General features: G+C 57.5%; 23 protein-coding genes. 21 read left to right on the top strand and 2 right to left on the bottom strand.

Annotation, left to right across the window (positions count from 1 at the left end):
- Window positions 1-4: 4 nt before the first annotated feature.
- Window positions 5-586, bottom strand: a complete 582-nt coding sequence (locus tag F560_RS0102325; RefSeq protein WP_019004093.1) for an LOG family protein — start codon at window positions 584-586, stop codon at window positions 5-7.
- 249 nt (window positions 587-835) lie between these two features.
- Here F560_RS0102325 and F560_RS24420 point away from each other — a divergent pair, with 249 nt between their 5' ends.
- From F560_RS24420 to F560_RS0102230, 19 genes are all read left to right on the top strand, one after another.
- Window positions 836-1678: an AraC family transcriptional regulator gene (locus F560_RS24420; RefSeq protein ID WP_019004092.1), complete on the top strand. Its 843-nt coding sequence runs from the start codon at window positions 836-838 to the stop codon at window positions 1676-1678.
- 210 nt (window positions 1679-1888) lie between these two features.
- Window positions 1889-2560, top strand: coding sequence for a FadR/GntR family transcriptional regulator (locus F560_RS0102315; RefSeq protein ID WP_019004091.1), 672 nt, complete (start codon window positions 1889-1891; stop codon window positions 2558-2560).
- Window positions 2561-2673: 113 nt separating this feature from the next.
- The gene (locus tag F560_RS0102310) at window positions 2674-3978 is read left to right on the top strand and encodes an ABC transporter substrate-binding protein (protein ID WP_019004090.1); all 1305 of its coding nucleotides are present in this window, start codon (window positions 2674-2676) and stop codon (window positions 3976-3978) included.
- Window positions 3979-4033: 55 nt separating this feature from the next.
- Window positions 4034-4963, top strand: coding sequence for a carbohydrate ABC transporter permease (locus tag F560_RS0102305; RefSeq protein ID WP_019004089.1), 930 nt, complete (start codon window positions 4034-4036; stop codon window positions 4961-4963).
- Window positions 4953-5789, top strand: coding sequence for a carbohydrate ABC transporter permease (locus F560_RS0102300; RefSeq protein WP_019004088.1), 837 nt, complete (start codon window positions 4953-4955; stop codon window positions 5787-5789). The genes F560_RS0102305 and F560_RS0102300 overlap by 11 nt, the downstream gene beginning before the upstream one ends.
- A 44-nt stretch (window positions 5790-5833) precedes the next feature.
- Window positions 5834-6673, top strand: coding sequence for a transketolase (locus F560_RS0102295; RefSeq protein ID WP_019004087.1), 840 nt, complete (start codon window positions 5834-5836; stop codon window positions 6671-6673).
- 42 nt (window positions 6674-6715) lie between these two features.
- Entirely contained in the window at window positions 6716-7693 is a 978-nt protein-coding gene (locus tag F560_RS0102290) for a transketolase family protein (RefSeq protein ID WP_019004086.1), read from the top strand.
- Window positions 7671-7997: a hypothetical protein gene (locus F560_RS0102285; protein ID WP_019004085.1), complete on the top strand. Its 327-nt coding sequence runs from the start codon at window positions 7671-7673 to the stop codon at window positions 7995-7997. The genes F560_RS0102290 and F560_RS0102285 overlap by 23 nt, the downstream gene beginning before the upstream one ends.
- A 29-nt stretch (window positions 7998-8026) precedes the next feature.
- The gene (locus tag F560_RS0102280; protein ID WP_019004084.1) at window positions 8027-8833 is read left to right on the top strand and encodes a sugar phosphate isomerase/epimerase family protein; all 807 of its coding nucleotides are present in this window, start codon (window positions 8027-8029) and stop codon (window positions 8831-8833) included.
- A 16-nt stretch (window positions 8834-8849) separates the two neighbouring features.
- Window positions 8850-9647 (top strand): 5-deoxy-glucuronate isomerase, encoded by a 798-nt coding sequence (gene iolB / locus F560_RS0102275; RefSeq protein ID WP_019004083.1) that lies wholly within the window; start codon window positions 8850-8852, stop codon window positions 9645-9647.
- Between the two features lie 171 nt (window positions 9648-9818).
- Window positions 9819-10547: a (Fe-S)-binding protein gene (locus F560_RS0102270; RefSeq protein WP_019004082.1), complete on the top strand. Its 729-nt coding sequence runs from the start codon at window positions 9819-9821 to the stop codon at window positions 10545-10547.
- A complete protein-coding gene (locus F560_RS0102265; protein ID WP_019004081.1) occupies window positions 10544-12064 on the top strand; it encodes a LutB/LldF family L-lactate oxidation iron-sulfur protein in 1521 nt (506 codons plus the stop codon). Before F560_RS0102270 ends, F560_RS0102265 begins: the two co-directional genes overlap by 4 nt.
- On the top strand, window positions 12057-12782 hold the full coding sequence (locus F560_RS0102260) for a LutC/YkgG family protein (protein ID WP_019004080.1): 726 nt from the start codon (window positions 12057-12059) through the stop codon (window positions 12780-12782). The genes F560_RS0102265 and F560_RS0102260 overlap by 8 nt, the downstream gene beginning before the upstream one ends.
- A gap of 27 nt (window positions 12783-12809) precedes the next feature.
- Entirely contained in the window at window positions 12810-13529 is a 720-nt protein-coding gene (locus tag F560_RS0102255) for a FadR/GntR family transcriptional regulator (protein WP_019004079.1), read from the top strand.
- 604 nt (window positions 13530-14133) lie between these two features.
- Window positions 14134-15450: a deoxyguanosinetriphosphate triphosphohydrolase family protein gene (locus tag F560_RS0102250; protein ID WP_019004078.1), complete on the top strand. Its 1317-nt coding sequence runs from the start codon at window positions 14134-14136 to the stop codon at window positions 15448-15450.
- 56 nt (window positions 15451-15506) lie between these two features.
- Window positions 15507-15848, top strand: coding sequence for a metal-sensitive transcriptional regulator (locus tag F560_RS0102245; protein WP_019004077.1), 342 nt, complete (start codon window positions 15507-15509; stop codon window positions 15846-15848).
- 42 nt (window positions 15849-15890) lie between these two features.
- Window positions 15891-16091, top strand: a complete 201-nt coding sequence (locus tag F560_RS0102240; RefSeq protein ID WP_019004076.1) for a copper ion binding protein — start codon at window positions 15891-15893, stop codon at window positions 16089-16091.
- Between the two features lie 326 nt (window positions 16092-16417).
- Entirely contained in the window at window positions 16418-17851 is a 1434-nt protein-coding gene (aspA, locus tag F560_RS0102235) for an aspartate ammonia-lyase (RefSeq protein WP_019004075.1), read from the top strand.
- A 186-nt stretch (window positions 17852-18037) separates the two neighbouring features.
- Window positions 18038-20005, top strand: a complete 1968-nt coding sequence (locus F560_RS0102230) for a heavy metal translocating P-type ATPase (protein WP_019004074.1) — start codon at window positions 18038-18040, stop codon at window positions 20003-20005.
- Here the strand turns inward: F560_RS0102230 and F560_RS0102225 are convergent.
- Window positions 20002-20202, bottom strand: a complete 201-nt coding sequence (locus F560_RS0102225) for a hypothetical protein (protein WP_019004073.1) — start codon at window positions 20200-20202, stop codon at window positions 20002-20004. The two genes, F560_RS0102230 and F560_RS0102225, sit on opposite strands and share 4 nt — an antisense overlap.
- Window positions 20203-20437: 235 nt before the next feature.
- On the opposite strand from F560_RS0102225, the gene F560_RS0102220 reads away from it, so the two are divergent.
- Window positions 20438-22258, top strand: a complete 1821-nt coding sequence (locus F560_RS0102220; protein WP_019004072.1) for a cache domain-containing sensor histidine kinase — start codon at window positions 20438-20440, stop codon at window positions 22256-22258.
- Entirely contained in the window at window positions 22233-23837 is a 1605-nt protein-coding gene (locus F560_RS0102215) for a response regulator (RefSeq protein ID WP_019004071.1), read from the top strand. Before F560_RS0102220 ends, F560_RS0102215 begins: the two co-directional genes overlap by 26 nt.
- The last annotated feature ends 45 nt before the right edge of the window (window positions 23838-23882 follow it).

Below are 23882 nucleotides of genomic sequence, written 5' to 3'. Positions count from 1 at the left end.
CCGCTTATGCGCGCTCCTTGACGTCGTAGGTTTTGACGCCCGGGGGTTCGTAGGTCAAAAACCGGTTCAGCAGTTCCTTCGGATCCTCGTCGATCAGCACGGCCGAGCGGTACTTTTCCTGCATGAACCGTTCTTTGGCCATATGATCGAGCAGGGCGGCCAGCGGATCGTAATAACGGTTGATATTCAGCAATCCGCAAGGTTTATGATGGAGACCGAGCTGCAGCCAGGTGAAGATTTCAAAAAATTCGTCGAGCGTTCCCGCCCCGCCCGGCAAGACGATAAAGCCGTCCGCAAGCTCGGCCATTTTCGCTTTGCGTTCGTGCATCGAATGGACGATAATCAGTTCGGATAAGGCGGGATGAGCGATTTCCCGGTTTTTCAAAAAGTCCGGCAGAACGCCGACGACCCGCCCTCCCGCTTCCAAGACGGCGTTGGCGACGTCTCCCATCAAGCCGACGTTCGCGCCTCCGTAGACAAGCGTGATCCCGCGCCTTGCCAGTTCGCGTCCCAAAGCCCTGGCGCCCTCGCCGTAAACGTCCGACGCTCCTGCGCTCGATCCGCAATATACCGCTATTTTGTTCATGTTTGCATCGCCTCCTAAAAGAACGGACAAAAGAACAGCCTACCCCATTATAACGGAAATTTGTTAACTCAGGTAAAACGGTCGGCATGAAAATGGATGAGAAACCTTCTTCTTCGCAGCGGCGCTCTCGGAAACAAAAACGCCGGCGCGGCAAAGGGCACGTTTTTCCCGCATTGACAAGTGATAATGATTATCATTATTATATTGTTGAGATGTCGGATGAGATTCCGGTTGAAGAGGTGAATTCGCATGTCGAGCGACCTAAACCCGTTGAACGAGCTGGCCCAACGGTTTACCCGCGCTTCGGTCGAGATCGAAGGCGTATACAAGCACGTATTGCAGGCGGAAAGCCGGGGAAACGTGCTCCGTTCCCGGCCCGGCTGCGGATCTTTTTTCGTGTTTACGCTAAGGGGGCATGCCGAGCTGTTCTCGGGAGATGCCGTATTTAACCTGCATCCCGAGACGGTTTTGCACGCATCGCAGGAGAAGAGCCTGGACATTCGCACAGGTCCGATGGATTACGAATATTGCCTGGTTTACTATACGTACCGCGACAAAAGGAGAATGCCCCCGGCTTCGCCGGATACGCTGATCCGGATCGATACCGGCGTTAGCTCCCGGCTTGTCGACCTGCTGCGCAAACTGCACCACGTCTCCGGCACGCCCGGACCTTTCTCGGCGTTTCGCGCCAAGGAGCTGTTCTACAGCATTTTGTACGAAATGTTTGACGGGCTCCGCATGAAGACGAACCGGGAAAACAAAAGCATTATGGAGCAGGCGATTCAATTTATCCACGACCGGTACCGCGAGCCGTTGACGTTAAGCGAACTGGCCAATCTGCACGGGATGAGGGCGAGAGATTTTTCCAGGCTGTTTTTGCAGTATGCCGGCGTAAGGCCGACCGATTTTCTCGTTCAACGAAGGATGAAGCGGGCGGAGGAGCTGCTGGCGACCAGCGGCTGGAGCGTCGGCGAAGTGGCGAGAAGCGTCGGCTACGCCGATACGGCCTTGTTCGTCAAGCTGTTCAAGCAGCATACCGGCTTCAGTCCGGACGCGTTCATGGCCGCCTCGGCCGAGCGTAGGACGTCCTGAACGGATCTGTTAAGCGGAAATATCGGCCGATCGGCCGGCTCTCCGTCGTATGCGGGGGGCCGGCTTCTTTGCGTTGGCCGGGAAAAACGCTCAAGAAAAAACAAATTATTGACAATTAGTCATACAAATCATATTATTAACTCGAAAAAGTAATACATATAACAAAGAAATCGGTTAATAAGTCTGATATATAAGGAGAAATCGTTGGTTATGTCTGACAAAAATGAGCGCAGTCTGGAAGAACGCATCCTGGAGAAAATTGTGGGAAGCTTGCAGTCAGGGGAAAAGCTTCCGACCGAAAAGCAAATGGCCGAAGAGTTCCAGGTCAGCCGAACGATGATCCGGGAAGCGCTAAGCGTATTCGAGGCGAACGGCATCGTCATCGCTCAGAAGGGCAGCGGACGGTACGTTCAAATGCCCGACGTAAGCGGCCAGATTACGGACGGGTGGAAAATCCTCATCCGCTCCAAGCCGGAACTGCTGCTGGAACTGTTGGAGATCCGGGCGGTGCTGGAGCTTGGATTTTTGCCGAGAGCCATAGACCGTCTGGAACTTCACACGATCCAGAAGCTCAAGCAGCTGGTTGACGATATGCTTAGAAAATCGGAGCAAAGTGAAGATTTCGTGCATGAGGACAAAGAATTTCACCGGCTGCTGTTTTCCGGAACCGACAATATTTTGCTTGAGCAGCTGTTGAAAGCGTTTTGGGATTTGTATGAGGAATCGAACGCCACGCGGAACCATCAGGATCTGCGCCAAATTGCCGAAGTGCACCGGCAATTGCTGGAAGCGATTGTAAGAAAGAATGCGGAGCAGGCCGCTAACTTGATGAAGCAACAATTCGAGGATGCCCGCTTCCGCATTTCGATGTCTCTGGCCTGACCGCAAACGATTGAAAGGGGTGATGCCGACGGTTAAATCACGGTGTTCCGGCAAGGGTGTTCTGGCAAGTTTCGGGTAAAGCAAGGCGATCACAATCAAGGAGGATCATGCGAATGCAAGCCAAAACCATCGCCAAACGCTTCATCGGAAAGAGCAAGACACTATTATCGCTGCTGACGGTCGCTTCCTTGTTGGCAGCATGCAGCACGGCAACCGAAGAGGGGTCATCCGCAGGGCCGAGCGAAAACGCGAAAAAAACGGTCGTCAACTACTGGTACTGGCTGGACGATGCGTCAAACAACACGATGGAACAGTTGATTCAGAAGTTTAACGAATCGCATGCCGATATTGAAGTGGTCGGCCGCATGATTCCGTTCAGCGACTATCAGCAGATGCTGATTAACTCCGTTTCCACGAATGATCCGCCGGATGTCGCCCGGTTCAAAGACTGGTGGATCGGCCAGTTCGCGGAAAGCCATCTGCTTGAAAAACTGGACGATTACGCTTCGAAATGGGAGTACAAAAACGATATCGACGACGTCTTCTGGAATACCGGCCGGACCGCCGATCCGAATTCCCCGATTTACATGATGCCTCATCAATTTATCACCTTCTACTTGTACTATCGAAAAGACTTGTTCGAGCAAGCCAACCTCAAACCTCCGACGACTTTCGACGAATTTCTGCATGCGGCGAAAACGCTGACCGATCCTTCCAAACAGCAATACGGTTTCGCTTACCGCGGCGGCAGCGGCGGCCAGGATCAATGGTACGCGTTCATGCTGGCGGGAGGAGCCCGAATGGTTGACGAAAATGGAAGCGTTGTCATCAATAACGCAAAGGCCGTTGAAGTCAATCAATGGTATATCGATTTGTTCAAGAAGCACAAAGTAACGCCGCCGACGGCCGTATCCGACGGATTTGCGCAGTTGACGGCGGGTTTTCAGGCGGGAACGACGGCCATGATGGCTCACCATGTCGGCAGTTATGAAACGTTGCACAAAGCGTTGGGCGACAAACTCGGCGTTGTGCCAATGCCGCAGGCCGATCCTTCCCATCCGGCGACGATGGGAACGATGACCGGCAACGTAATGTTTCAATCCAGCAAAAATAAGGAAGCGGCCTGGGAATTCCTGTCCTGGTTGTCGAGTCCGGAAGCAACGGATATGTTGTCGCAGTCGACGAACGGCCAATTGCCCGTATTGAATACGCTTACATCAAAACCGGAATACACTTCCAAAAACGACGGCTGGAAAATTTCGATCGAATCCTTGAAATTTGCGCATGTCTGGCCTCCGTTCAAAGGCGTCGGAACGATCGCCGGCCATACGTGGAAGGACAACAACGATCTCGCCTTGTTCGGAAAAATCACAAGCAAAGAGATGTTGGACCAAATCGCCAAAACGTTGTTGGAGTAAATAGCGGATGAACAGACAAGCCAATCATTCTATCGTCGGACGGAGGACAAGCGGCGTGAACGAACCTTTGACCGTCCATGTCAAAGCAGGGGAAAAAAAGCGAAAGCGAACCGGGCTTTCGAAATATTTGTACTTGCTTCCCGCTGCTCTTTTGATTGTAGGGGTCATCGGATATCCCATCGTGCGGGCCTTGATCCTTAGCTTGTACGCGTATAATCCGTTAAACAGCGGCAAAACGTTTGTCGGCTTGAAGAACTACGTCGGCGTTTTAAGCGACAGTACGTTTTTGAAAGCAATGTCAAATACGGCTATTTGGGTTGTAGGCTGCGTTTTTTTTCAAGTTGTTTTCGGATTGCTCGGAGCGGTTCTGCTCAATCAAAATTTCAGGGGACGCGGGGTGATCCGGGGTTTGACGCTGATCCCCTGGGCAACCCCCAGCGTTTTGGCGGCCATGATGTGGATGTGGATTTTGGACGGCAACTACGGTTTATTGAACGACATCCTGATGCGAATCGGACTGATCGTCCATCCCATCCCCTGGATCTCGCAAACGGGAACCGCCATGGCTTCCCTGATGCTAATCGACGTCTGGCAAGGCATTCCTTACTTTGCGGTCATGCTGCTGGCGGCCATGCAGACGATTCCGGGCGATTTGCTCGAAGCGGCGAAACTGGACGGAGCGGGGGCTTGGAAAGCGTTCTGGAAAGTCGTGTTTCCGCTTATGCTGCCGACGCTCATGATTACAACGATACTAAGGATCGTCTGGACGGCCAGCTATATGGATTTGATGATGGTCGTCACGCAAGGGGGGCCGGCCTATTCGACGCTGACGATTCCTTTGGCTTCCTACTACAGGGCTTACACGGATTTGAAATATGGAGAAGCGACGGCTATGGCCGGCATTCAGGCGTTGCTGTTGCTGATCGTCGTCGTCCTTTACTTGCGGCTAATGTCGAACAAAGGGGCGTTGGACAATGGCAAATAAACGCGTTCCCTTAAACAGAGTCGTCCTTTGGCTTTTGTTGACCGGATGGCTGATCTTCGCGCTGGGGCCGTACATTTGGATGCTTCTGACCTCCTTTAAGACGTCTTCCGATTTGTTCGCGATGCCCGTCCGGTACTTGCCGACGAAATGGTCGCTCGACGCCTACAGGGATTTGATCGGCTCCACTCCTTTTCTGAGGTTTATGAAAAACAGCATGATCGTGGCGGCGTGCACGACGGTGTTGACCTTGCTTCTGGCCGTTCCCGCAGGGTTTACCTTGTCGAGGCATCATTATCGCGGAAAGCCGGTCATTTTGTCGCTGCTTATTTCGTCGCAGTTTTTCCCCACCATTCTGCTCGTGCTGGCGCTTTTCCCGATCATGAAAAGCACGGGGCTGATTCAAAATCTGTTCGGACTGGTCATCGTTTATACGGCTTTCGTTACGCCGTTCACCATCTGGCTGATCAAAGGCTTTTTCGACAACATTCCCAAGGAAGTGGACGAAGCGGCCAAAATCGACGGGTGCAATGAAATCCGCATGATTTGGCACGTGCTGCTGCCGGTTATCGTACCCGGCATTGTAGCCGCGGCGGCTTATATCGTGATTTATTCGTGGAACGAGTTTTTGTTTGCGGTCACGTTTGCCTCCAGCGCCGAGACCCATACCGTACCGGTCGGGTTAAAAACGTTTATCGGCGACTACGTCATGCGTTGGGATTTGCTCACCGGAGGAGGCGTCACGGCCGCCGTTCCGATTCTCGTCTTTTTCATGATCATTCAGCGGCGGCTGATCAGCGGACTTACATCCGGAGCCGTAAAGAGCTGAAGCGGCACAACAAGATACTAAGAACAATCTGGGAGGACTTGACCATGTATGCGTTGTCGCAAATCGCCCGCCGAATCCGCCGGGATGTCATTCAGATGATCGCTTCCAGCAAATCCGGACATATTGGCGGCGCACTGGGAATCGCGGAAATGATGGCGGTGCTTTATTTCGAGAAAATGAAGCATAGGCCGGACCGTCCGGAGTGGGAGGAGCGCGACCGTTTTCTGCTCAGCAACGGCCATGTCTGCGCGGCGCTGTATTCGGCATTGGCGCGCGCCGGTTATTTTCCGGCGGAAGAGCTGTTGACGTTTCGTAAAATCAACTCCCGCCTGCAAGGGCATCCTTCCCGCCACGACCGCCTTCCCGGTATCGAAACGGCTTCCGGACCGCTCGGACAAGGCTTGTCCATCGCGAACGGCGTCGCCTTGGGCTTGCGGCTGAAGAAGATCGACGCCAACGTTTTTTGCCTTGTCGGCGACGGGGAGATGCAAGAAGGACAATTCTGGGAAGCGGCGATGACCGCGGCTCATTATCGGTTGAACCGTCTTGTGCTGATCGTCAACTGGAACGAGCTGCAAATCGACGGCAAGGTGCAGGACGTGAAAAATCTGGACCCGGTCGCGGATAAATTCGCTGCGTTCGGCTGGCATGTGCTGGACATCGACGGCCATAGCATCGATCAGATTCGCGAGGCGATCGACCGGTCCAGATCCGGCAACATCGACAAGCCGCACGTAATCATCGCCCGGACCGTCATGGCCAAAGGCGTGCCCTTCATGGAAAATCAGGCGATCTGGCACGGCAAGGTCCCGTCGGCCGACGAAGCCAAGCAAGCGCTGGAAGCGGTCGGACCGAGCGAGGCCTTCGCCGACCTGGCGGTCTGAATGGATAGCTAGACTATAAGAAACTCGAGGGAGAGGAATAAGATGACGGCTGTAAGCGGACGCGACGCTTTTGGCAAAGCGCTGTTGGAATTGGCGGAACAAAACGAGAAGGTCGTGGCGTTGACCGCCGATTTGGCGGAAGCGATTCGGGTTCATTGGTTTGCCGAACAGTACCCGGAACGTTTTTTTCAAATCGGCATCGCCGAGCAGGACATGATCGGCACCGCCGCCGGGCTGGCCATGACCGGATGGATCCCGTTCGCGACCACTTTTGCCGTATTCGCGGCAAACCGGGCGAACGAACAAATCCGGATGGCGGTGTGCTACAACGAGGCGAACGTCAAAATTGCCGTCAGCCACGGCGGCATTACGCCCGGAGAAGACGGCGCCACGCACCAGGGGCTGGAAGATATTGCGGCCATGCGTCTTATGCCGGGGATGACGGTTGTCGTTCCCGCCGACGCGGACGAAACGAGACTGGCCACGTTTGCGGCGGCCGAGCTTCAAGGTCCTGTTTACTTGCGCCTCGGCCGCCTGCCGTTTCCTGCTGTAACAGACCGCGCCGAACAGCCGTTTGTCATCGGCAAAGCGCGAACTTTGCGCTCCGGTACGGACGTGTCGTTGATCGCATGCGGAATAATGGTCGGCATGGCATGGGAAGCAAGCGAGCGATTGCAGAGAGAAGGCATCTCCGCGTCGGTCATCGACATGCATACGATCAAGCCGATCGATCGGGAAGCGATTTTGAGCGAAGCGCGCAAAACCGGCTGTATCGTCACGGCGGAGGAGCATTCGGTGCTCGGAGGCCTGGGCGGCGCGGTCGCGGAAGTGCTGGCCGAGCACGAACCCGTTCCCTTGGTCCGGGTGGGAACGATGGATACGTTTGGCGAATCCGGCGAACCGATGGCTTTGCTGGCCAAATACGGTTTGACGCCCGAAGCGATCGCAGAAGCGGCGAAAGCGGCCATTCAGAAGAAAAAGACCGGAGGCGAACAGCTTGTGCGAGGAAGCTTTGCTTGACGTATTCCGCACATCGCTCAATCTCGGCAAGCCTTGGAGGTTGACCGGACTTCAACTGGACGAGGGGCGGCAGCAATGGAATCTGTATATCGATTTCGAGCGCGGAGCGAAGGTGCGATGCCCGTTGTGCAAGCAGACGAACGTCGCCTATGAGGCGTGCGCCCGTTCCCGAAAATACTTGAATCTGCTGCATTGGTCAACGTGGATTCACGCTTCGCTCCCCGTCTTTTATTGCCCGAATTGCCAATTGGACCGCGTCTTGATGCTGCCCCTCTGGTCCGGGGAGAGATTTCATGCGGAATAACGCAGTTATGCGGGGGGAGGTTTTGTTGGATGATCAAACTGGGCGTCAATTCCCTGTTGTTTAAATCCTATGATTTTGCTGCCGCAGTCCGGCACATTTCGGAAGCGGGCTATGACGGATTGTCTCTCAACGCGATCAAAAACAATCGCGAGCACCTCGACTTGTTCCGCTGGAGAGAACAACTCCCGGAACTTAGGCGAATCGTTTCCGATCGCGGCCTGTCGATTCTGGCCATGGAAGTTGCCCATTTGTCCGGGGAATATCTGCTGCCCGCTTATGAAGCGTGCGCAGAAGCCGGAATCCCCGTTGTCAACGTTGGTCCCGGCGGACAGACGGGCGTGGAAGACGACGTGAAGCGTTCGATCGAGCAGTTGCATATCTGGTCCGAGAAGGCGGCCGAATACGGCCTTGTGTTATGCGTCAAAGCCCATGCCGGACATGCGATCTACAATTCGCAAACGCTGCTGCGCGCCATGCGGGAAATCGGCTCCGACGGGTTCGGCGTCGATTTCGATCCCAGCCATTTTTACCGGGCGGGCGAAGATCCGGTGGAAGTGCTTCCGCAAGTTTTGCACCGGGTCAAGCACGTGCACATTCGGGACTGCAACGATCGCAACCACGGCGGAACGATTTACGACCAGACTTGCGGCCGGGGCAAAATCAACCTTGCGGCCCTGTGCGATATGCTCGTGCAAGGAGGGTATTCCGGGCCCGTCGATGTGGAAATCATCGGCTCGGACGGCTATCCGTTGAGCGAAATTGTGTCGGTTGCCCGCGAAAATGCGAACTTTTTGCATGAACAATTTGGAAGACGGCAGCTTCGGCAGATCCGTTAAAAAGGAGGAGAATACGGTGCGGCGGTTTAGCAAGGCCGAGCGGTTCAACGGCTACAGGGACATCTTCACGTTCGAGGAACAGGGGCTGAAGTATTTGGCTTTCGGCAAGGCGGCGCTGGAAGCGGGACAGACTTATCGGGCCGACACGGAACAATGCGAAGCGGTCATCGTCCTTTTGAAAGGGAAGGCAACCGTGTCAACCGGGGGGAAAACGTGGAACGGCCTCGGCGGAAGGCGCACGGTTTTCGAAGGGAAAGCGACCGCCGTGTACGTGCCCTGTCAATCGTCTTTTGTCATCGAGGCGGAAACGGAACTTGAAGTCGGAATTTGCAAAGCGAAAGCGGAGAAGCGGTTTGAACCCTTTGTCGTCTACCCGGAGGAGGTGGTCGTTCACCGGCGGGGAAAAGAGACGTGGAAACGGGAAGTGCACGATATCATAGCGGACAACGCAGACGGACGGGTTCACCGGATCGTGCTCGGCGAGACGTTTAACGAACCCGGCAGTTGGTCGAGCTACCCTCCGCACAAGCACGACGGCGAACATGCGCCGGAAGAGCCGGATCTTGAAGAGATTTACTACTATCAAGTTGATCCGGAGCAAGGATTCGGCGTCCAGCTTCATTATACGAAAGACGGGGAAATCGATGACGCCTACATCGTCCGGCAAGGCGACAGCTTCGCCATCGACAAAGGGTACCATCCGGTCGCGGCGGCCGGCGGATACCGCGTCTATTACTTGTGGTTTATGGCCGGACCGACGGGCAGAACGCTAAAGCCCTACGACGATCCGGACCATCGGTGGTTGACCCGGTAACCCCGTTTCACTCATTGGAAATGCAGAGGATATACGGTCATACAGGCTGTCGCGGAGAAGCGGATGCCTTCGCCGCGCAGCCTGTTTTTCCTTTTTACCGATTTTATCTTGCCAAACTTGTCTGATAACCTGATAATAAGACTATAACATTCGAAAGGGAGCGCGACTGGCATGAAGGTTTCGATGTTCATTACTTGTTTGAGCGACGCTCTGTTTCCGCGGGTCGGGGAAGCGATGGTTCGGGTGCTGGCCAAGTACGGCGTCCGGCTCGATTTTCCGGAAATTCAAACGTGCTGCGGGCAGCCGGCGTTCAACAGCGGCTATTGGGAGGAAGCGCGCGCTTCGGCGAGGACGATCCTCGACGCGTTCGAGGAAAGCGATTTCGTGATTGCGCCGTCCGGCTCCTGCATCGGCATGATTCATCATTATCCGAAGCTGTTCGAAAACGATCCCGTCCAACTGGAACGCTCGCGCAGGCTGCAAGGCAAGTCGTACGAATTTACCCAGTTTCTCGTGCAGGTGCTGGGCGTGACGGACGTCGGCGCCGAATTTCCGCATAAGGTGACTTATCATCCCTCCTGTCATGGCAGCCGCCTGCTCGGCGTCAAGGACGAGCCGATGGAGCTGATGAAAAACGTGAAGGGGCTGGAGTTCGTCCCGCTGCCGTTCGCCGAGGACTGCTGCGGCTTCGGCGGCACGTTCGCGGTGAAGATGGCGGATATTTCGGGCGCGATGGTGGCGGAGAAAGCGGACCATGTGAAGGAAACGGAAGCCGAGGTGCTGGTCGGTCTCGACATGGCGTGCCTGATGAATATTGCGGGCCATCTCCGCTACCGCAACGAGCCGGTGCGGGTGATGCACCTGGCCGAACTGCTCGCGGAAGGAGCGAACCTGTTATGAGCAAAACGCTGACGAAACCGAATACGGTCAAGGCAAGGGCGGAGCTGGCGCTGAACGACGAGTTTCTGCGCAAAGCGGTCAAGTTTACGACCGAGCGTCTGCGCAACGGGAAAAAGAACGCTTCGGCCGAACACGGCAATTGGGACGAATGGCGGGAGCGAGGCCGGCAGATCCGTTTGCACACGATTGCCCATTTGGATTACTATTTGAATATGTTCGTGAACAATGCCCGCGCCAACGGGGTGCATGTTCACTTCGCCGAAACGGGAGCCGAGGCCGTCCGCATCGCGCTTGAAATCGCCAAGCACAAGCAGGCGAAAACCGTCGTCAAGTCGAAGTCGATGGTGTCCGAGGAGCTGCATCTGAACCATGCCCTGGAGGAGATCGGCGTGGAAGCGATCGAGACGGACCTGGGCGAATATATTATTCAGCTGGCCGGGGAGACGCCGTCGCATATCGTCATTCCGGCCATTCACAAAAACCGCCATCAGATCGCCGAGCTCCTGTCCGAAGTCGCGGGGGAGAAGCTGGCGGCGGATACGACCGTGCTGGCCGGCTTCGTGCGCAAGAAGCTGCGGGAGAATTTTCTTGAGGCGGATATCGGCATGACCGGGTGCAACTTCGCGATCGCCGAGACGGGCTCGATGGTGTTGTTCGAAAACGAGGGCAACGCCCGCATGGTCACGACGCTGCCCAAGACGCAAATTACGCTCATGGGGATGGAGCGGATTATCCCGTCGTTTCAGGACCTGGAAGTGATGGCGACGCTGCTGCCGCGCTCCGCGACCGGCCAGAAGCTGACGATGTACATGTCGTGCATTACCGGGCCGCGCCGCGAAGCCGATGCGGACGGTCCCGACGAGATGCACATCATCATCGTGGACAACGGACGTTCGCTGCAGCTCGGCGACCCGGAGTTCCAGGAGTTGCTCAATTGCATCCGCTGCGGCGCATGCCTGAACGCCTGTCCGGTATACCGGCACATCGGCGGCCACGCGTACGGCGGAACGTACAGCGGTCCGATCGGCGCGGTGCTGACGCCGGCGCTGAACAAGAACGTCGCCGAATGGGACGATATCGCCAACGCTTCCAGCCTGTGCGGCGCCTGCTATGAAGCGTGTCCGGTCAAGATTCCGCTGCACGAGATGCTCATCTATTTGCGCCGGCGGAAGGTGGAAAGCGGCTACGGCAACAAGCTCGAAAGCGCCGGCATGAAAGGGTTCGCCTCCATCATGCGCAGCGCCAAGCGGTACCGCGCGGCGCTCGGGGTGGGCAAGCTCGGCCAGAAGCTGGTCGTTCGCGGCGGCAGCATCCGCACGAAGCTCGGACCGCTCAAGGGCTGGAACGCGTACCGGGTAACCCCGAGCTTGCCGAAGACGTCGTTCCGCCAGCGCTTTGCGGCCTTGGACGAAGAGATCCGTCAAGGGTTGAACGAGATGAGCCCGGAAATGCGCAGCCGGATGGAGCGGATCGTCAAGCAGCGCGAGCAAGGAAAAGGAGGACACGGTCATGGCTGAAACGGATCGGGAATGGCTTGCGAAGCTGGAGGCGCAATCGCGCGCCAAGCAGGAAGCGTTTATGAACGGAATCGCGCAAAGGCTGAAGCGGCCGCGCGTAACGGAAGCGCCCGCCCATCCGTTTCGCGGCGCGCCCGATTTCTGGAACGCGTTCGAATGGACGCCGGAAGAGCGGATCGAGCGGTTTTCGGACAACTGGCGCAGCGTGGGAGGCCACGTCGCCCGGCTCGCCGGCTACGAGGATGTCCGTTCGTTTATCGCCGCCAAGGCCAACGAAATGGGCGCCCGTTACATTATCCGCCAGAACGAGCGGGAGCTTGCGGATTTGAAGCTGGAGGAGGCGCTGCCGGACGCGGTCGTGTCGGTATGGAATTCCGATCCCGATACGAACTGGAAGGCCCGTTCGGCGGAAGCCGATTTCGGCATCGTCATGGCCGACTATGCGGCGGCGTATACGGGCACGGTGGCGGTGCTGTCGTCCAAAGACAAGGGGAGATCGGTGTCGCTGCTGCCGACCGTGCTCATGATCGTCATTCCGGCCGAACGGATCCGGACGCGGCTCGGCGAAGTGCTGATCGGATTCGACCGGGCGGGGCGGGAGAATCTGCCCGCCGGCATTCATTTCATATCCGGACCGAGCCGGTCGTCCGATATCGAAAACGACCTGACGATCGGCGTCCACGGTCCGGGCATCGTCTACGCGCTGATCGTAGGCTAACGCTGCAAAACGGGAGGATCGCAACCGGTGGAAGTCACTCCGCTCACGAAGCGCAACCACTACGAAGAAATAACGGAACAGCTCAAAAACCAAATTCTCGAGGGCAAGCTGAAGATCGGAGACAAGCTGCCTTCCACCCGGGAGATGTCGGAACGGTTCGGCGTCGGACGCTCGACCACCCGCGAAGCGCTCAGCGCGCTTAAGGCGATGGGGCTGATCGAGATCCGCCAGGGCGGAGGCTGCCGGGTGATTCGCAATACGCTTGCGCCTCCCGCTGCCGACGTCCGGCTTCCCGAACTCGATTCCCTGCGGATGAACCGGACGACGCTGCTCGAGCTGATCGAGGCGCGCCAGTCGCTCGAAGTCTCCAACGCGCTGCTGGCGGCGGACAAGCGGACGGACGAGGACCTCGCGTATCTGGCGGGCATCGTGCGCGAAATGGAGCGGGCGATCGGCGACGATCTCGAAGGGGAGCGGACCGATCTCCAGTTTCATCTGGCGCTCGCGCGCGCGGCGCACAATTCGATTCTGCTGCGCCTCTTCGAGTCGATCACCAGCCAGCTGGAGCAGGCGATCCGGGACGTCCGCCGCGTCGAGCTGTACGCGAACCGCTCCGTCGCCGAGCGGCTGTTCCGCGAGCATTCGGCCATTTACGAAGCGGTCGCCCGCCGCGATTCCGCTTTGGCCGCCGAATCGATGCGGCTTCATTTGGAGCATGTCGAGAGCATCTTGACCAAATACGTCTGAGCGAAGCCGGCCGTGCATATGAAGCCGGACAACTGAAAGAATCGGCGTACGCAAACGCCAAATCGTCCCCGCCTTTAGTCCTCGACCCGGCTAGAGGCGGGGTTTGTGCTGCTCTATCGCGGAACGCGAGGCAACGGTTTGGATTAGCCGGACCGTCGTTCCGCTATTTTTTCCCAAAACAGCCCAAAGCCAGGCAATCGGGACATACGTTCCGCTATCCCATCCCACCAGGGGCGATTTTTGACAAACGGACAGAAATAACGGATCGTGTGTCAGAAAGAGAACCGATTTTGCGCCGAAAAAGTCACATAGCGGATTCACGGTCCGTTCAAAGGGCCGCATGAGCCCCCCCGGCAACATGAGCCCCTTTTCACGCGCAAGCCACCCCGTTGCAGGCGGGCTTGTTTGCTTCAAGCCGCCATTTGACCCAAGCCGCCGTTCCGGTCGGGAAGCGCCGACGCTTACGTCTTTTAAACGCAACCATGTCATATAAGCGGTATGCCCGCCGCAGAAACCGATTTTTTCCGTAAGTTAATCTGACACGTGACAACCATCCGTCAAAATAGATACAATAATACAAACAGCTTGAGATGAGGTGGCGAACGTGAACGTCCGGAAGCTGCGTTTGTTCGACACGGAGAATATCCACTCCGGCGACGACCGGGACGAATACGAGAAAGACTACGCGAGATTGATCCAATCCCCCGCCTTTCGACGTCTTCAAGGCAAATCCCAGGTGTTCGGGGCCGGCTCCGGCGATTACTACCGAACCCGGTTGACCCATTCGCTCGAGGTGTCGCAAATTGCGCGGGAAGTCGCAAGACGCCTCGGGAAGAGCATTCCGTTTTTGGCGAAAAAGGAGCACCCCGGTCTGATGCTGGACCCCGAGGTGGTCGAATGCGCCGCGCTCGCGCACGATCTGGGCCATCCGCCGTTCGGCCATAAGGGCGAAGAAATCCTGAACGACGTTCTGATGAAGGAGCACGGCCTGAAATACGAGGGCAATGCGCAAAATTACCGGATTCTGATGTTCCTCGAAAAACGGGCGGGAAGCGACAGCGGACTCGATTTGACCGCCGCGGTGCTGCTTGGAATCAACAAATATCCGTTCTGCATCGACGAGCCCGGACGCGTCAAAGGGGTGTACAAGTCCGAGTGGGAGGGCATCGGGTATTTGCGCGATTTATGGGGAATGCCTCCCAGCGTCGCGACGCTTGAAGCCCAATTGATGGACTTGTGCGACGACATCGCCTATTCCACGCACGATCTGGAGGACGGCATCCGCGCCGGCAAAATTCCGATGAACCGCAATCTGTTCGAGGACGACAAGCTGGTGGAAAACGTCGTTCAGGAAATCGTCGAAGATCAGGGCAATTCGGACATGTCCTGGGAGCAGGTCGATCTAAGCGATATGGTCAGGCGGGTGCTGAACCAATACTGGCTGCAGTGGGAACAAATTTACGCCGAGGTCGGCCGCGACCCGTCCCGCACGCGCCGGGAGATGAAAGCGCGGTGGGTGCGCAAATTCGCCAACCAGGTCGGCATCATCGACGATCCGGCGACCGGGTGGAAACGCGTGACGTTTGTGCGCGAAGGGCAGGAGGATCTCGAACTTCTGCGCACGATGGAAATTTTGAAAAAGCTGGCATGGGTGACGCTGATCAAGGATTTTCGCGTCCAGCGCCTGCACAAGCGGAGCGAAGTGATGATCCGGCGGCTTTGGGACAGCTTCAAGGAATACGAGACCGGACGGCTGATTATTCCGCCGGATTGGCTGCAAAGCTATGAACAGCACCGCGAACGCTGGCCGTGGGAACGGCTGGCGGCGGATTACATTGCCGGAATGACCGACGCGTACGCCGAAAAGGTGTATGCCGAGTTTTTCGCCAGCCGTTCGGGTTCGATCTATGAACGCGATTAAGGCTTGACATACCCATAGGGGGTATATTACAGTAAAGAGGCGAGGTGACGCGGCCAATGAGCAAGCATCACGGGGACGTGCACGAACAGAAAGACACGGCCGGCTGCTCGGCGGACATCGCGAGGAAAAGCCATCATTCGGACCGGATGAAGGCGAACCTCATTTCCCGTCTGAACCGGATCGAGGGCCAAATACGCGGAATCAAAGGGCTGATCGAGAAGGATACGTACTGCGACGACGTCCTGAACCAGATCGCGGCCGTGCAGTCCGCGCTGAACGGCGTCGGCAAGCTGCTGCTGGAAGGCCATATGAGAAGCTGCGTTGTCGAGCGCATTCAGGCGGGGGAGCTTGAGGTCGTGGACGAATTGCTGGTAACGGTCCGCAAGTTGATGAAATGACCGGCCCGGCCGATGGACCGGCAAAGTGAAGGAGGAAGAACAATGGCCAGCGTAACGTTGAAAGTAGAAGGCATGTCCTGCTCCCACTGCGTCAACGCGGTGGAAGGAGCCGTCAAGAAGCTTGGGGCTCAGGCCAAGGTTGATCTGGCCTCCAAATCCGTCGCGGTCGAGTTCGACGAGGCCAAGCTTTCGCTCGAAGCGATCAAGAACGCGATTGAAGACCAAGGCTATGACGTCGTATAAGCAAGCCTTTTTGGAGGCTGCCAGCCTGTCGGCGGTGTGACGGGCGGCGGCCTTTTTTCATTGTTTCACGTGAAGCGGCGGTATTTTCCAACATTCGTCGAATTCTCCTTCTTTCCCTCTTTATGCCCGGCAATCAGCGCTTGTTCGGAGGCGGATGCGAGCAGGTAAAGGTCATGTCTCAGCCGGTGCTTTTCGGGAAAGGGTTTCCCGCTTTTTTTGTTGAATATTCCGCTCCGGAAAATGATCCGGTTTCCAGTATAGGAAACGTCTCCCTGATTCCACTATAATAAAGGGAATACTTACACGCCCATGGAGGAGGAGCTGGCATGGAATATCGGATCGAAAAGGATTTTCTCGGGGAGAAAAAGGTTCCGCAGTCGGCGTATTACGGCATTCAGACGTTGCGGGCGGTGGAAAACTTTCCGATTACCGGCGTTCCGGTCCATTCGGAGCTGATCCGCGCGCTGGCGCATGTGAAGAAAGCGGCGGCGAAAGCGAACGCGGCGACGAAGATGCTGCGGGAACCGATCGCGGAAGCGATCGTCAAGGCGGCGGACGAAGTGGCGCAGGGCGCGTTCGCCGATCAGTTTATCGTGGATTCGATCCAGGGCGGCGCGGGGACATCCATTAACATGAACATGAACGAAGTGCTGGCGAACCGGGCGCTGGAGCATCTCGGACGCGCCAAAGGCGAATACTTTTATTGCAATCCGAACAATCACGTCAACATGTCGCAGTCGACGAACGACACGATCCCGACCGCCATCCGCATCGCGGCTTACAAGCTGACGCAGGATTTGCTGGCGACGCTGAATCGGCTGCAGGAGGCATTCGGCCAAAAAACGGTGGCGTTCGACGACGTGATCAAAATGGGGAGAACCCATCTGCAGGACGCGGTTCCGATTCGGATGGGACAGCAGTTCTCCGCTTACGCGGCCGTCGTCGGGCGGGATTGCGAGCGGATCGGGCGGTCCGCGGAACGGCTGCTGGCCGTCAACATGGGCGCGACGGCGGTCGGCACGGGATTGAACGCAAAGCCGGAATACATACGGGAAGTGGTGCGGCTGCTCGCCGAAGATTTGAATATTCCGGTGCGTTCGGCCGACAATCTGATGGACGCGACGCAAAACACCGACGCCTACACCGAGCTGTCCGCTTCGCTGAAAGTATGCGCGGTCAATGTGTCCAAAATTTGCAACGACATTCGGCTGATGGCGTCCGGCCCGCGAACGGGGCTGAGCGAAATCCGGCTTCCGGCCAGGCAGCCGGGCTCTTCCATCATGCCGGGCAAAGTGAACCCGGTCATGGCGGAAGTCGTCAACCAGGCCGCGTTTCAAATCATCGGCAACGACCATACCATTTGTCTCGCCTCGGAAGCGGGTCAGTTCGAATTAAACGTGATGGGGCCGGTGCTGGCGTTCAATTTGCTTCAGTCGCTGAAAATATTGCGCAACGCGGTCGACGTCTTTATCCGCTTCGCGCTGGAGGGGATGGAAGCGAATCGGGAGCGGTGCGCGCAGTACGTGCACGACAGCTTCGGCATCGTGACGGCGCTCAACCCCCATCTCGGCTACGAGGTGGCCGCCGGCATCGTCAAGGAAGCGATCAAGACGGGAATGCGGGTGCAAGATATCATTCTCGAGCGTCATTTGCTGACCAAGGAAGAGATCGATGCGATCCTCGATCCGGTGCAGATGACGACGCCGGGCATTGCCGGCGAATGGCTGCTGGACAGCGACCGCGGCCAAAGCGGCCGCTGACCCCAAGAGCTTCGGCCAGGAAATCGTTTCCTGAAACCCGTTTACTTTTATTAAATCTTAGATTATAATGATTTTAAATAAAACGAATACGCTTTGTTTTGCATGCTGCTCCGTTGCGTCGGGAGCAGCATGCGCCGTTTTTGGGACCGCAATAATGGAACTCATTCTCAACGAGAGGTGATCGAGATGCTTGCGACGACACCGACTGCCAAGGGGTACAGCGATCGCAAGGAACTTCATCAAACGGCGGCTCGCCCGCGGGAGCGGACGGCGCCGATCGAACGATACGGCGAGGGAATCGCGGCGCTTGCAAGCGGGCTGCTGATTGCCGCCGCATGGACGCTGGGCGGCCATTCCCAGGCATGGTCCATCGCGCTGTACTGCGCCGCTTTTGTCGTGGGCGGCTTCGCGAAGGCGAAGGAAGGCCTTCAAACCCTTTTTTACGAACGGGATCTGGATGTCAATCTGCTGATGATCGTCGCCGCGGTCGGGGCGGCCGGCATCGGCTACTGGACGGAAGGCGCCGTGCTCATTTTCATTTTCGCGCTCAGCGGAGCGCTGGAGACGTATACGATGGACCGGAGCCGGCGGGACATCTCTTCGCTGATGGAGCTTACGCCCGAAACGGCCGTCGTGCTGAGGGACGGGGCCGAGGCGGCGGTCTCCGTTCGGGAGCTGGAAGCGGGCGACCTCGTCGTCGTCAAGCCGGGCGAGCGCATTCCCGCCGACGGCGTGGTGGTTGAAGGCGTATCGGCCGTCAACCAGGCGTCCATCACGGGCGAATCGGTTCCCGCGGATAAAGAACCGGGCGACGAAGTGTTCGCCGGCACGCTGAACGGCCAGGGCGCGCTGGTTGTCGAGGTGACGCGTCCGGGGGAGGCGTCGCTGTTTTCGCGGATCATCCGTCTTGTGCAGGAGGCGGAAAGCGAGAAGCCGGTTTCGCAGCTGTTCATGGAGCGGTTCGAACGCTATTACGCAAGGGCGGTCATTCTCCTTTCGCTGCTGCTGATTGTCCTGCCGCCGGTGGCGCTGGGCTGGACCTGGCAGCAGGCGCTTTACAAAGCGATGGTCTTCCTCGTCGTTGCGTCGCCGTGCGCCTTGGTTGCGTCCATCATGCCGGCCGTCCTGTCGGCGATTTCCAGCAGCGCCCGCAGAGGGATGCTGTTCAAGGGAGGCGCCCATCTTGAAAATCTGGGACGCACGCAAGTCGTCGCTTTCGACAAAACGGGAACGCTGACCACCGGGAGCCCGGTCGTGACGGATGTGATCCCGCTGCAAGACCAGGGCGAGAACGAGCTCCTTCGCGTTGCGGCATCTCTGGAAAGCCTGTCGGAGCATCCGCTGGCCAAGGCGATCGTCGAAGCGGCCAGGGAACGCGCTTTGCCGCTGGAGCGGCCGGCCGAATTTCAAGCCGACACGGGCTGGGGACTTCGGGCGAAGCTGCGGGGAGACGCGTGGAAAATCGGCAAGCCCGCGTATTTGGACAGCCGGTTTGCTACGGAAACGGTGCGGGAAACGATCCGGCGGTTGGAGCGGGAAGGCAAGACGGTGACGGTCATGCAGAACGATCGGGGCGCCGCCGGCATCATCGCGCTGCGGGACCGGATTCGTCCGGAGGCCAAAGCCGCCGTCGCCGCGCTGAAACGGCAGGGCGTCAAGGTCGCAATGCTGACGGGCGATCAGCCGGGGACGGCCGAAGCGATCGCGCGGGAGGCCGGCATCGATTGGGTCTATGCGGGCCTGCTGCCCGAGGACAAAACGGACAAAATCAAGGAACTGAGGCAAACGTACGGCTATGTAACCATGGTGGGCGACGGCGTGAACGACGCTCCGGCGCTGGCGACGGCGACGGTCGGGATCGCCATGGGCGCGGGCGGCAGCGACGCGGCGCTGGAGACGGCGGGCGTCGTGCTGCTCCAAAACGACTTGCGTAAAATCGCCGGAGCCATTGCGCTGGGCAAGCGGACGATGAACATCGTCAAGCAAAATATGGCGTTCGCGCTGGGCGTCATCGTGCTGCTCATCGCCGCGAATTTCGTCCAAGGGCTGGCGCTTCCGCTCGGCGTCGTCGGGCATGAAGGAAGCACCATTCTGGTTATTCTGAACGGACTTCGGCTGCTTCGCTCGCCGGATCGGACCGGGCTGGCCGGTTAGTTGCGGCGCCAGTCTGCCGGCCGTGAAGACGCTGCATACACGGAGTGCGATCCGATTCCGCCGATCTCAAGGGCGGGGTCGGATTTTTTGCTGAGAAGAGATTCCCTCGTCTTCCGATCGTGCTCCATCGCCATAAAGAGGCAGAAAGCTCCCGCAGCGACAAGCGCAACCGTTGTAAGCGGCAGCAGCAGACTCATTGAACCGACCCCTCGCATGCGTAGTGTGCGTAACGATAATCATTATCATTATTATAACGCATCCGGGCCGGAATACAATTGTCATTTTGCCGCCCGGCTTGGAACGAGGCATGAAGGGCGGAAGCCGAATGAAACGCGAGGACTTGGTTTGACCCGGCCGATGCCGATATAATGGGAAGCAACACAACACACCTTTTGCATTCGGTCGGCCGCAAGGACAGAGAGGGGACAAGCCATGTTATACTCGCTTCGAAACCGGTTGATCGCGATCTTCGTGCTGCTCTTCGTGTTATCCTTCGGGACGCTGTCCGTTCTGCTCTTTAACCAGTCCCGTTCGATTATCCGTTCCTATATCGAATCGTCGGCGCTGGAGAAGATGGATGAATACGGGTCGTACATCGGCATGCTGCGGACGCAAATCTACGACCTGGCGTCCATCGTCTTCAACAGCGATATTACGCACGACTGGGACACCGTCGTCTCCGACCCGAACGCCACGTCCGCCGAAAAATATGTGGCCCACTATCGGTTAAGCCAGTTTTTGACCCAAACGACCAACAGCTATTCGAGCGTAACGTCCGTTACCGTCTACCGGCGGGAAGGCATGTGGGTCAGCAGCGGCAATCAGATCGTGTTCGACCGGTCCTTTTTGAAGGACGACTGGTACAGCCGCTTTATCCATAACGAGGAATATTGGGTGCCGTCCCATCAGGATACGGCGGAATTGCGCAACCACAATTCGCATCCGGTCGTCAGCATGCTGATGCCGATCGGTTCGTTCCATCCCGCGCAGACGCGAAGCATCATGAAGGTCAACGTAAGCGCGGACGATTTTTTGGAACCGCTTAACCGGATTCATCTGGGCGAGAGCGGCACCATCTATTTGCTGGATCAGCATGGCCGGCCGATGCTGTCCCAGGAGGAGTACCGCCCGAACGAAAGCATGCTGAAACAGGTGGAAGCGATTCGCGCCGGCGGCCAGAAGCAGGGCGTCGTCTACCTCAAACACGACAACCGCAAAACGGATATTCTCGTATACAAGAAGCTTCCGCAAACGAACTGGATGCTCGTCGGGTTCGTCTCCGAACAGGATTTGTACGCCCAACTGTTCAAGCTGCGGCATACGATACTGCTGATCGCTTCCCTGCTGCTGATTTTGTCCCTGTTGCTGGCGAGCTGGCTGTCGCACGGCATCGCCAAGCCGCTGTCGCGGCTCGTTCAGGCGATGCGGCACGTTCAGCGGGGCGACTTCGAGCAGGCGCTGAGCCGCCTGCCTCCGGACAATCGGATCCGCAACGAGGTCGGCTTTGCGACTTCGACGTTCCGCACGATGGTCGTTCAACTGCGGAACCATATCAAAAACGAGTTCGAGCTGAAGATGCTCAGGCAGCAGGCGGAGTACAAAGCGCTGCTGATGCAGATTAATCCCCATTTCCTGTTCAACACGCTGGAGCTGATGAGCAGCCTGACGATGCAGAAACGGACGGAAGATACGCTTCAGGTGATCGAATCGCTCGGGAGGATGATGCGTTTTTCGCTGAAAATAAGCGACGACTTGGTCCAATTGGAGGAGGAACTGAAATACGCGCGCTATTACATGACGATCCTGCAGATCCGTTTCGGCGACCGGCTTCGCATCGACATGAAAGAGGAGGGGCGGCTTGAGGGGATCGAGATCGTCAAGTTCATTTTGCAACCGCTGATCGAGAATGCCGTCAAATACGGCTTCGGCTATCGTCCGAACGTAAGCGTAAACATACGCGTCCGGCAGGAGCGGGGGCGCGTCCGCCTGACGGTGGCCGACAACGGCCCGGGGATTGCGCCGGAGCTGCGGCGGAAACTGCTCGAGCAATCGGCTTCCGCGCAGCCCCATTCGATTCTGTCGAGCCGCAGCAGCCGGATCGGTCTCGGCAATGTGCTTGCCCGATGCCGGTTGTATTACGGCTCCCTGTTCGAAGTCAGAATCGATTCGGCCGAAGGCGAAGGCACGTCCATTGAACTCATCTTGCCCGTACAGGAGGAACAGCAGCATGTATCGCGTCTTGATCGTGGATGACGAACCGGAAATCCGGCAAGGGTTGCGGCTTAAGGTAGATTGGGAAAGCCTGGGATTCGAAATTGCGGGAGAAGCCGCCAACGGCACGGAAGCGTTGGAACGGCTGGCCAACGAAGCGATCGACGTCGTGCTGACCGATATGAATATGCCGGTCATGGACGGCATTTCGTTTCTCGACGCCTGCCGCGAGCAGTATCCGTTGCTGCGTCTTATCGTCATTACCGGTTACGAGGATTTTCAATACGCGAAGGCCGCCATCCGCAGCCAGGCGCGCAATTACTTGCTCAAGCCGGTCGCAAGGGACGAGCTGACGGAAGCGCTGGCCAACGTGAAAAAGGAGCTGGACGAGCAGCGGCGCCACCGGGACGAGGAGGCGTTCATCCGCTGGCGGCTGTCGCAATATTACAAGGAGATGAAGGAGCAGTTTATCGTCCGTCTGGTCAAAGACGAACCGGATTCCCTCCGTCTCGACCGGGACCGTTCGCGCCTGTTCGAGCTGGACTCGTGGGACAACAAGACCGTCCGCTTCATGACCGTCGGCCTTCAGGAGCGGGCCGACGCGGCCGCGTCCCCGGAGCGGACGCCGGACAAGTTTCGGCTGCCGCTTGAGGCCATCTGCCGGGAATGCGCGGAGCCATTCCACGATGAGGTCCATGTTTTCCGCGATGCGAATTACCCCGGACTCATGCATTTTGTTATGCCCGACAACGAAGAGCGCCGGAAGGCGTTCGCGGAGGCGTTGTCCCGGAACGTGAACGCGTTTCTGGGCTTCGAGCTCGCCATTGGCGTGGGGCGTCCGGTGACCGGGTTCGGGCAGTGGAAGGAGGGCTATACGGCCTCGCTTCTGGACTGGAGCCTGCAAGGCAGCGGCCTGCCCGAGGATCTTCGGCATTCCGCCTGCCAAGCCGCTCTTCCGGAGGAGACGGTCAAGGTGATCGTACGGTATCTTTCGCGCGGCGAGCGGGAAGCGTTCGAGCAGGCGGTCCGCCGCGAGCTGCAGGAAGCGATCGGCATGTCGAAAGCGAGGTTCTACAAAGTCATTTTCCAACTGTATCTGGCCATCGAATCGGTCGCCTACGATGCGCGCGTCCCGCTTGAAAGCGGCGACCAGCTGTGGCTTCGGCCGGAGATCGCGCTCAGTTTCGATTCGGTGGAGAAGGCGGTACGGTTTCTGAACCGGCTTGCGCTCAAAATCGTCCATCGGCTGAAAAGCGAGTCCGGCGAAGCCGATTCGTCGCTGATCAAGGCGGCGCAAAAATTTATCGACGAAAATTACATGTACGACCTGAATTTGACGATGATCGCGGAGAAGTTCAACTACAATCCGTCCTATTTTTCCGAGATGTTCAAATCCAAAGTCGGCAAGTCGTTCATCCAGTATGTGAACGAGGTGCGAATGGAGCATGCGGTCCGGCTGCTCGAGGAGACGACGCTCAGTCTTTGGGATATCGCCGAGCTTACCGGATTTTCCAACGCCAGCTATTTCAGCTCGAAATTCAAGCGGATGTACGGGATGACGCCGTCGGATTACCGGCAGCGGGCATCTGTAAAATTTGAAAGCGAAAACCCGAAAAAATAGCATTCATAACGTTTCTTCCCCCTCTTATGATGGAAATACACCGTA

Origin of the sequence: Cohnella laeviribosi DSM 21336 (assembly GCF_000378425.1) — a bacterium.
GTDB lineage: Bacteria > Bacillota > Bacilli > Paenibacillales > Paenibacillaceae > Cohnella > Cohnella laeviribosi.
Note: the sequence above shows the minus strand (reverse complement) of the source record. Positions and strands in the feature narration are given on the sequence as shown.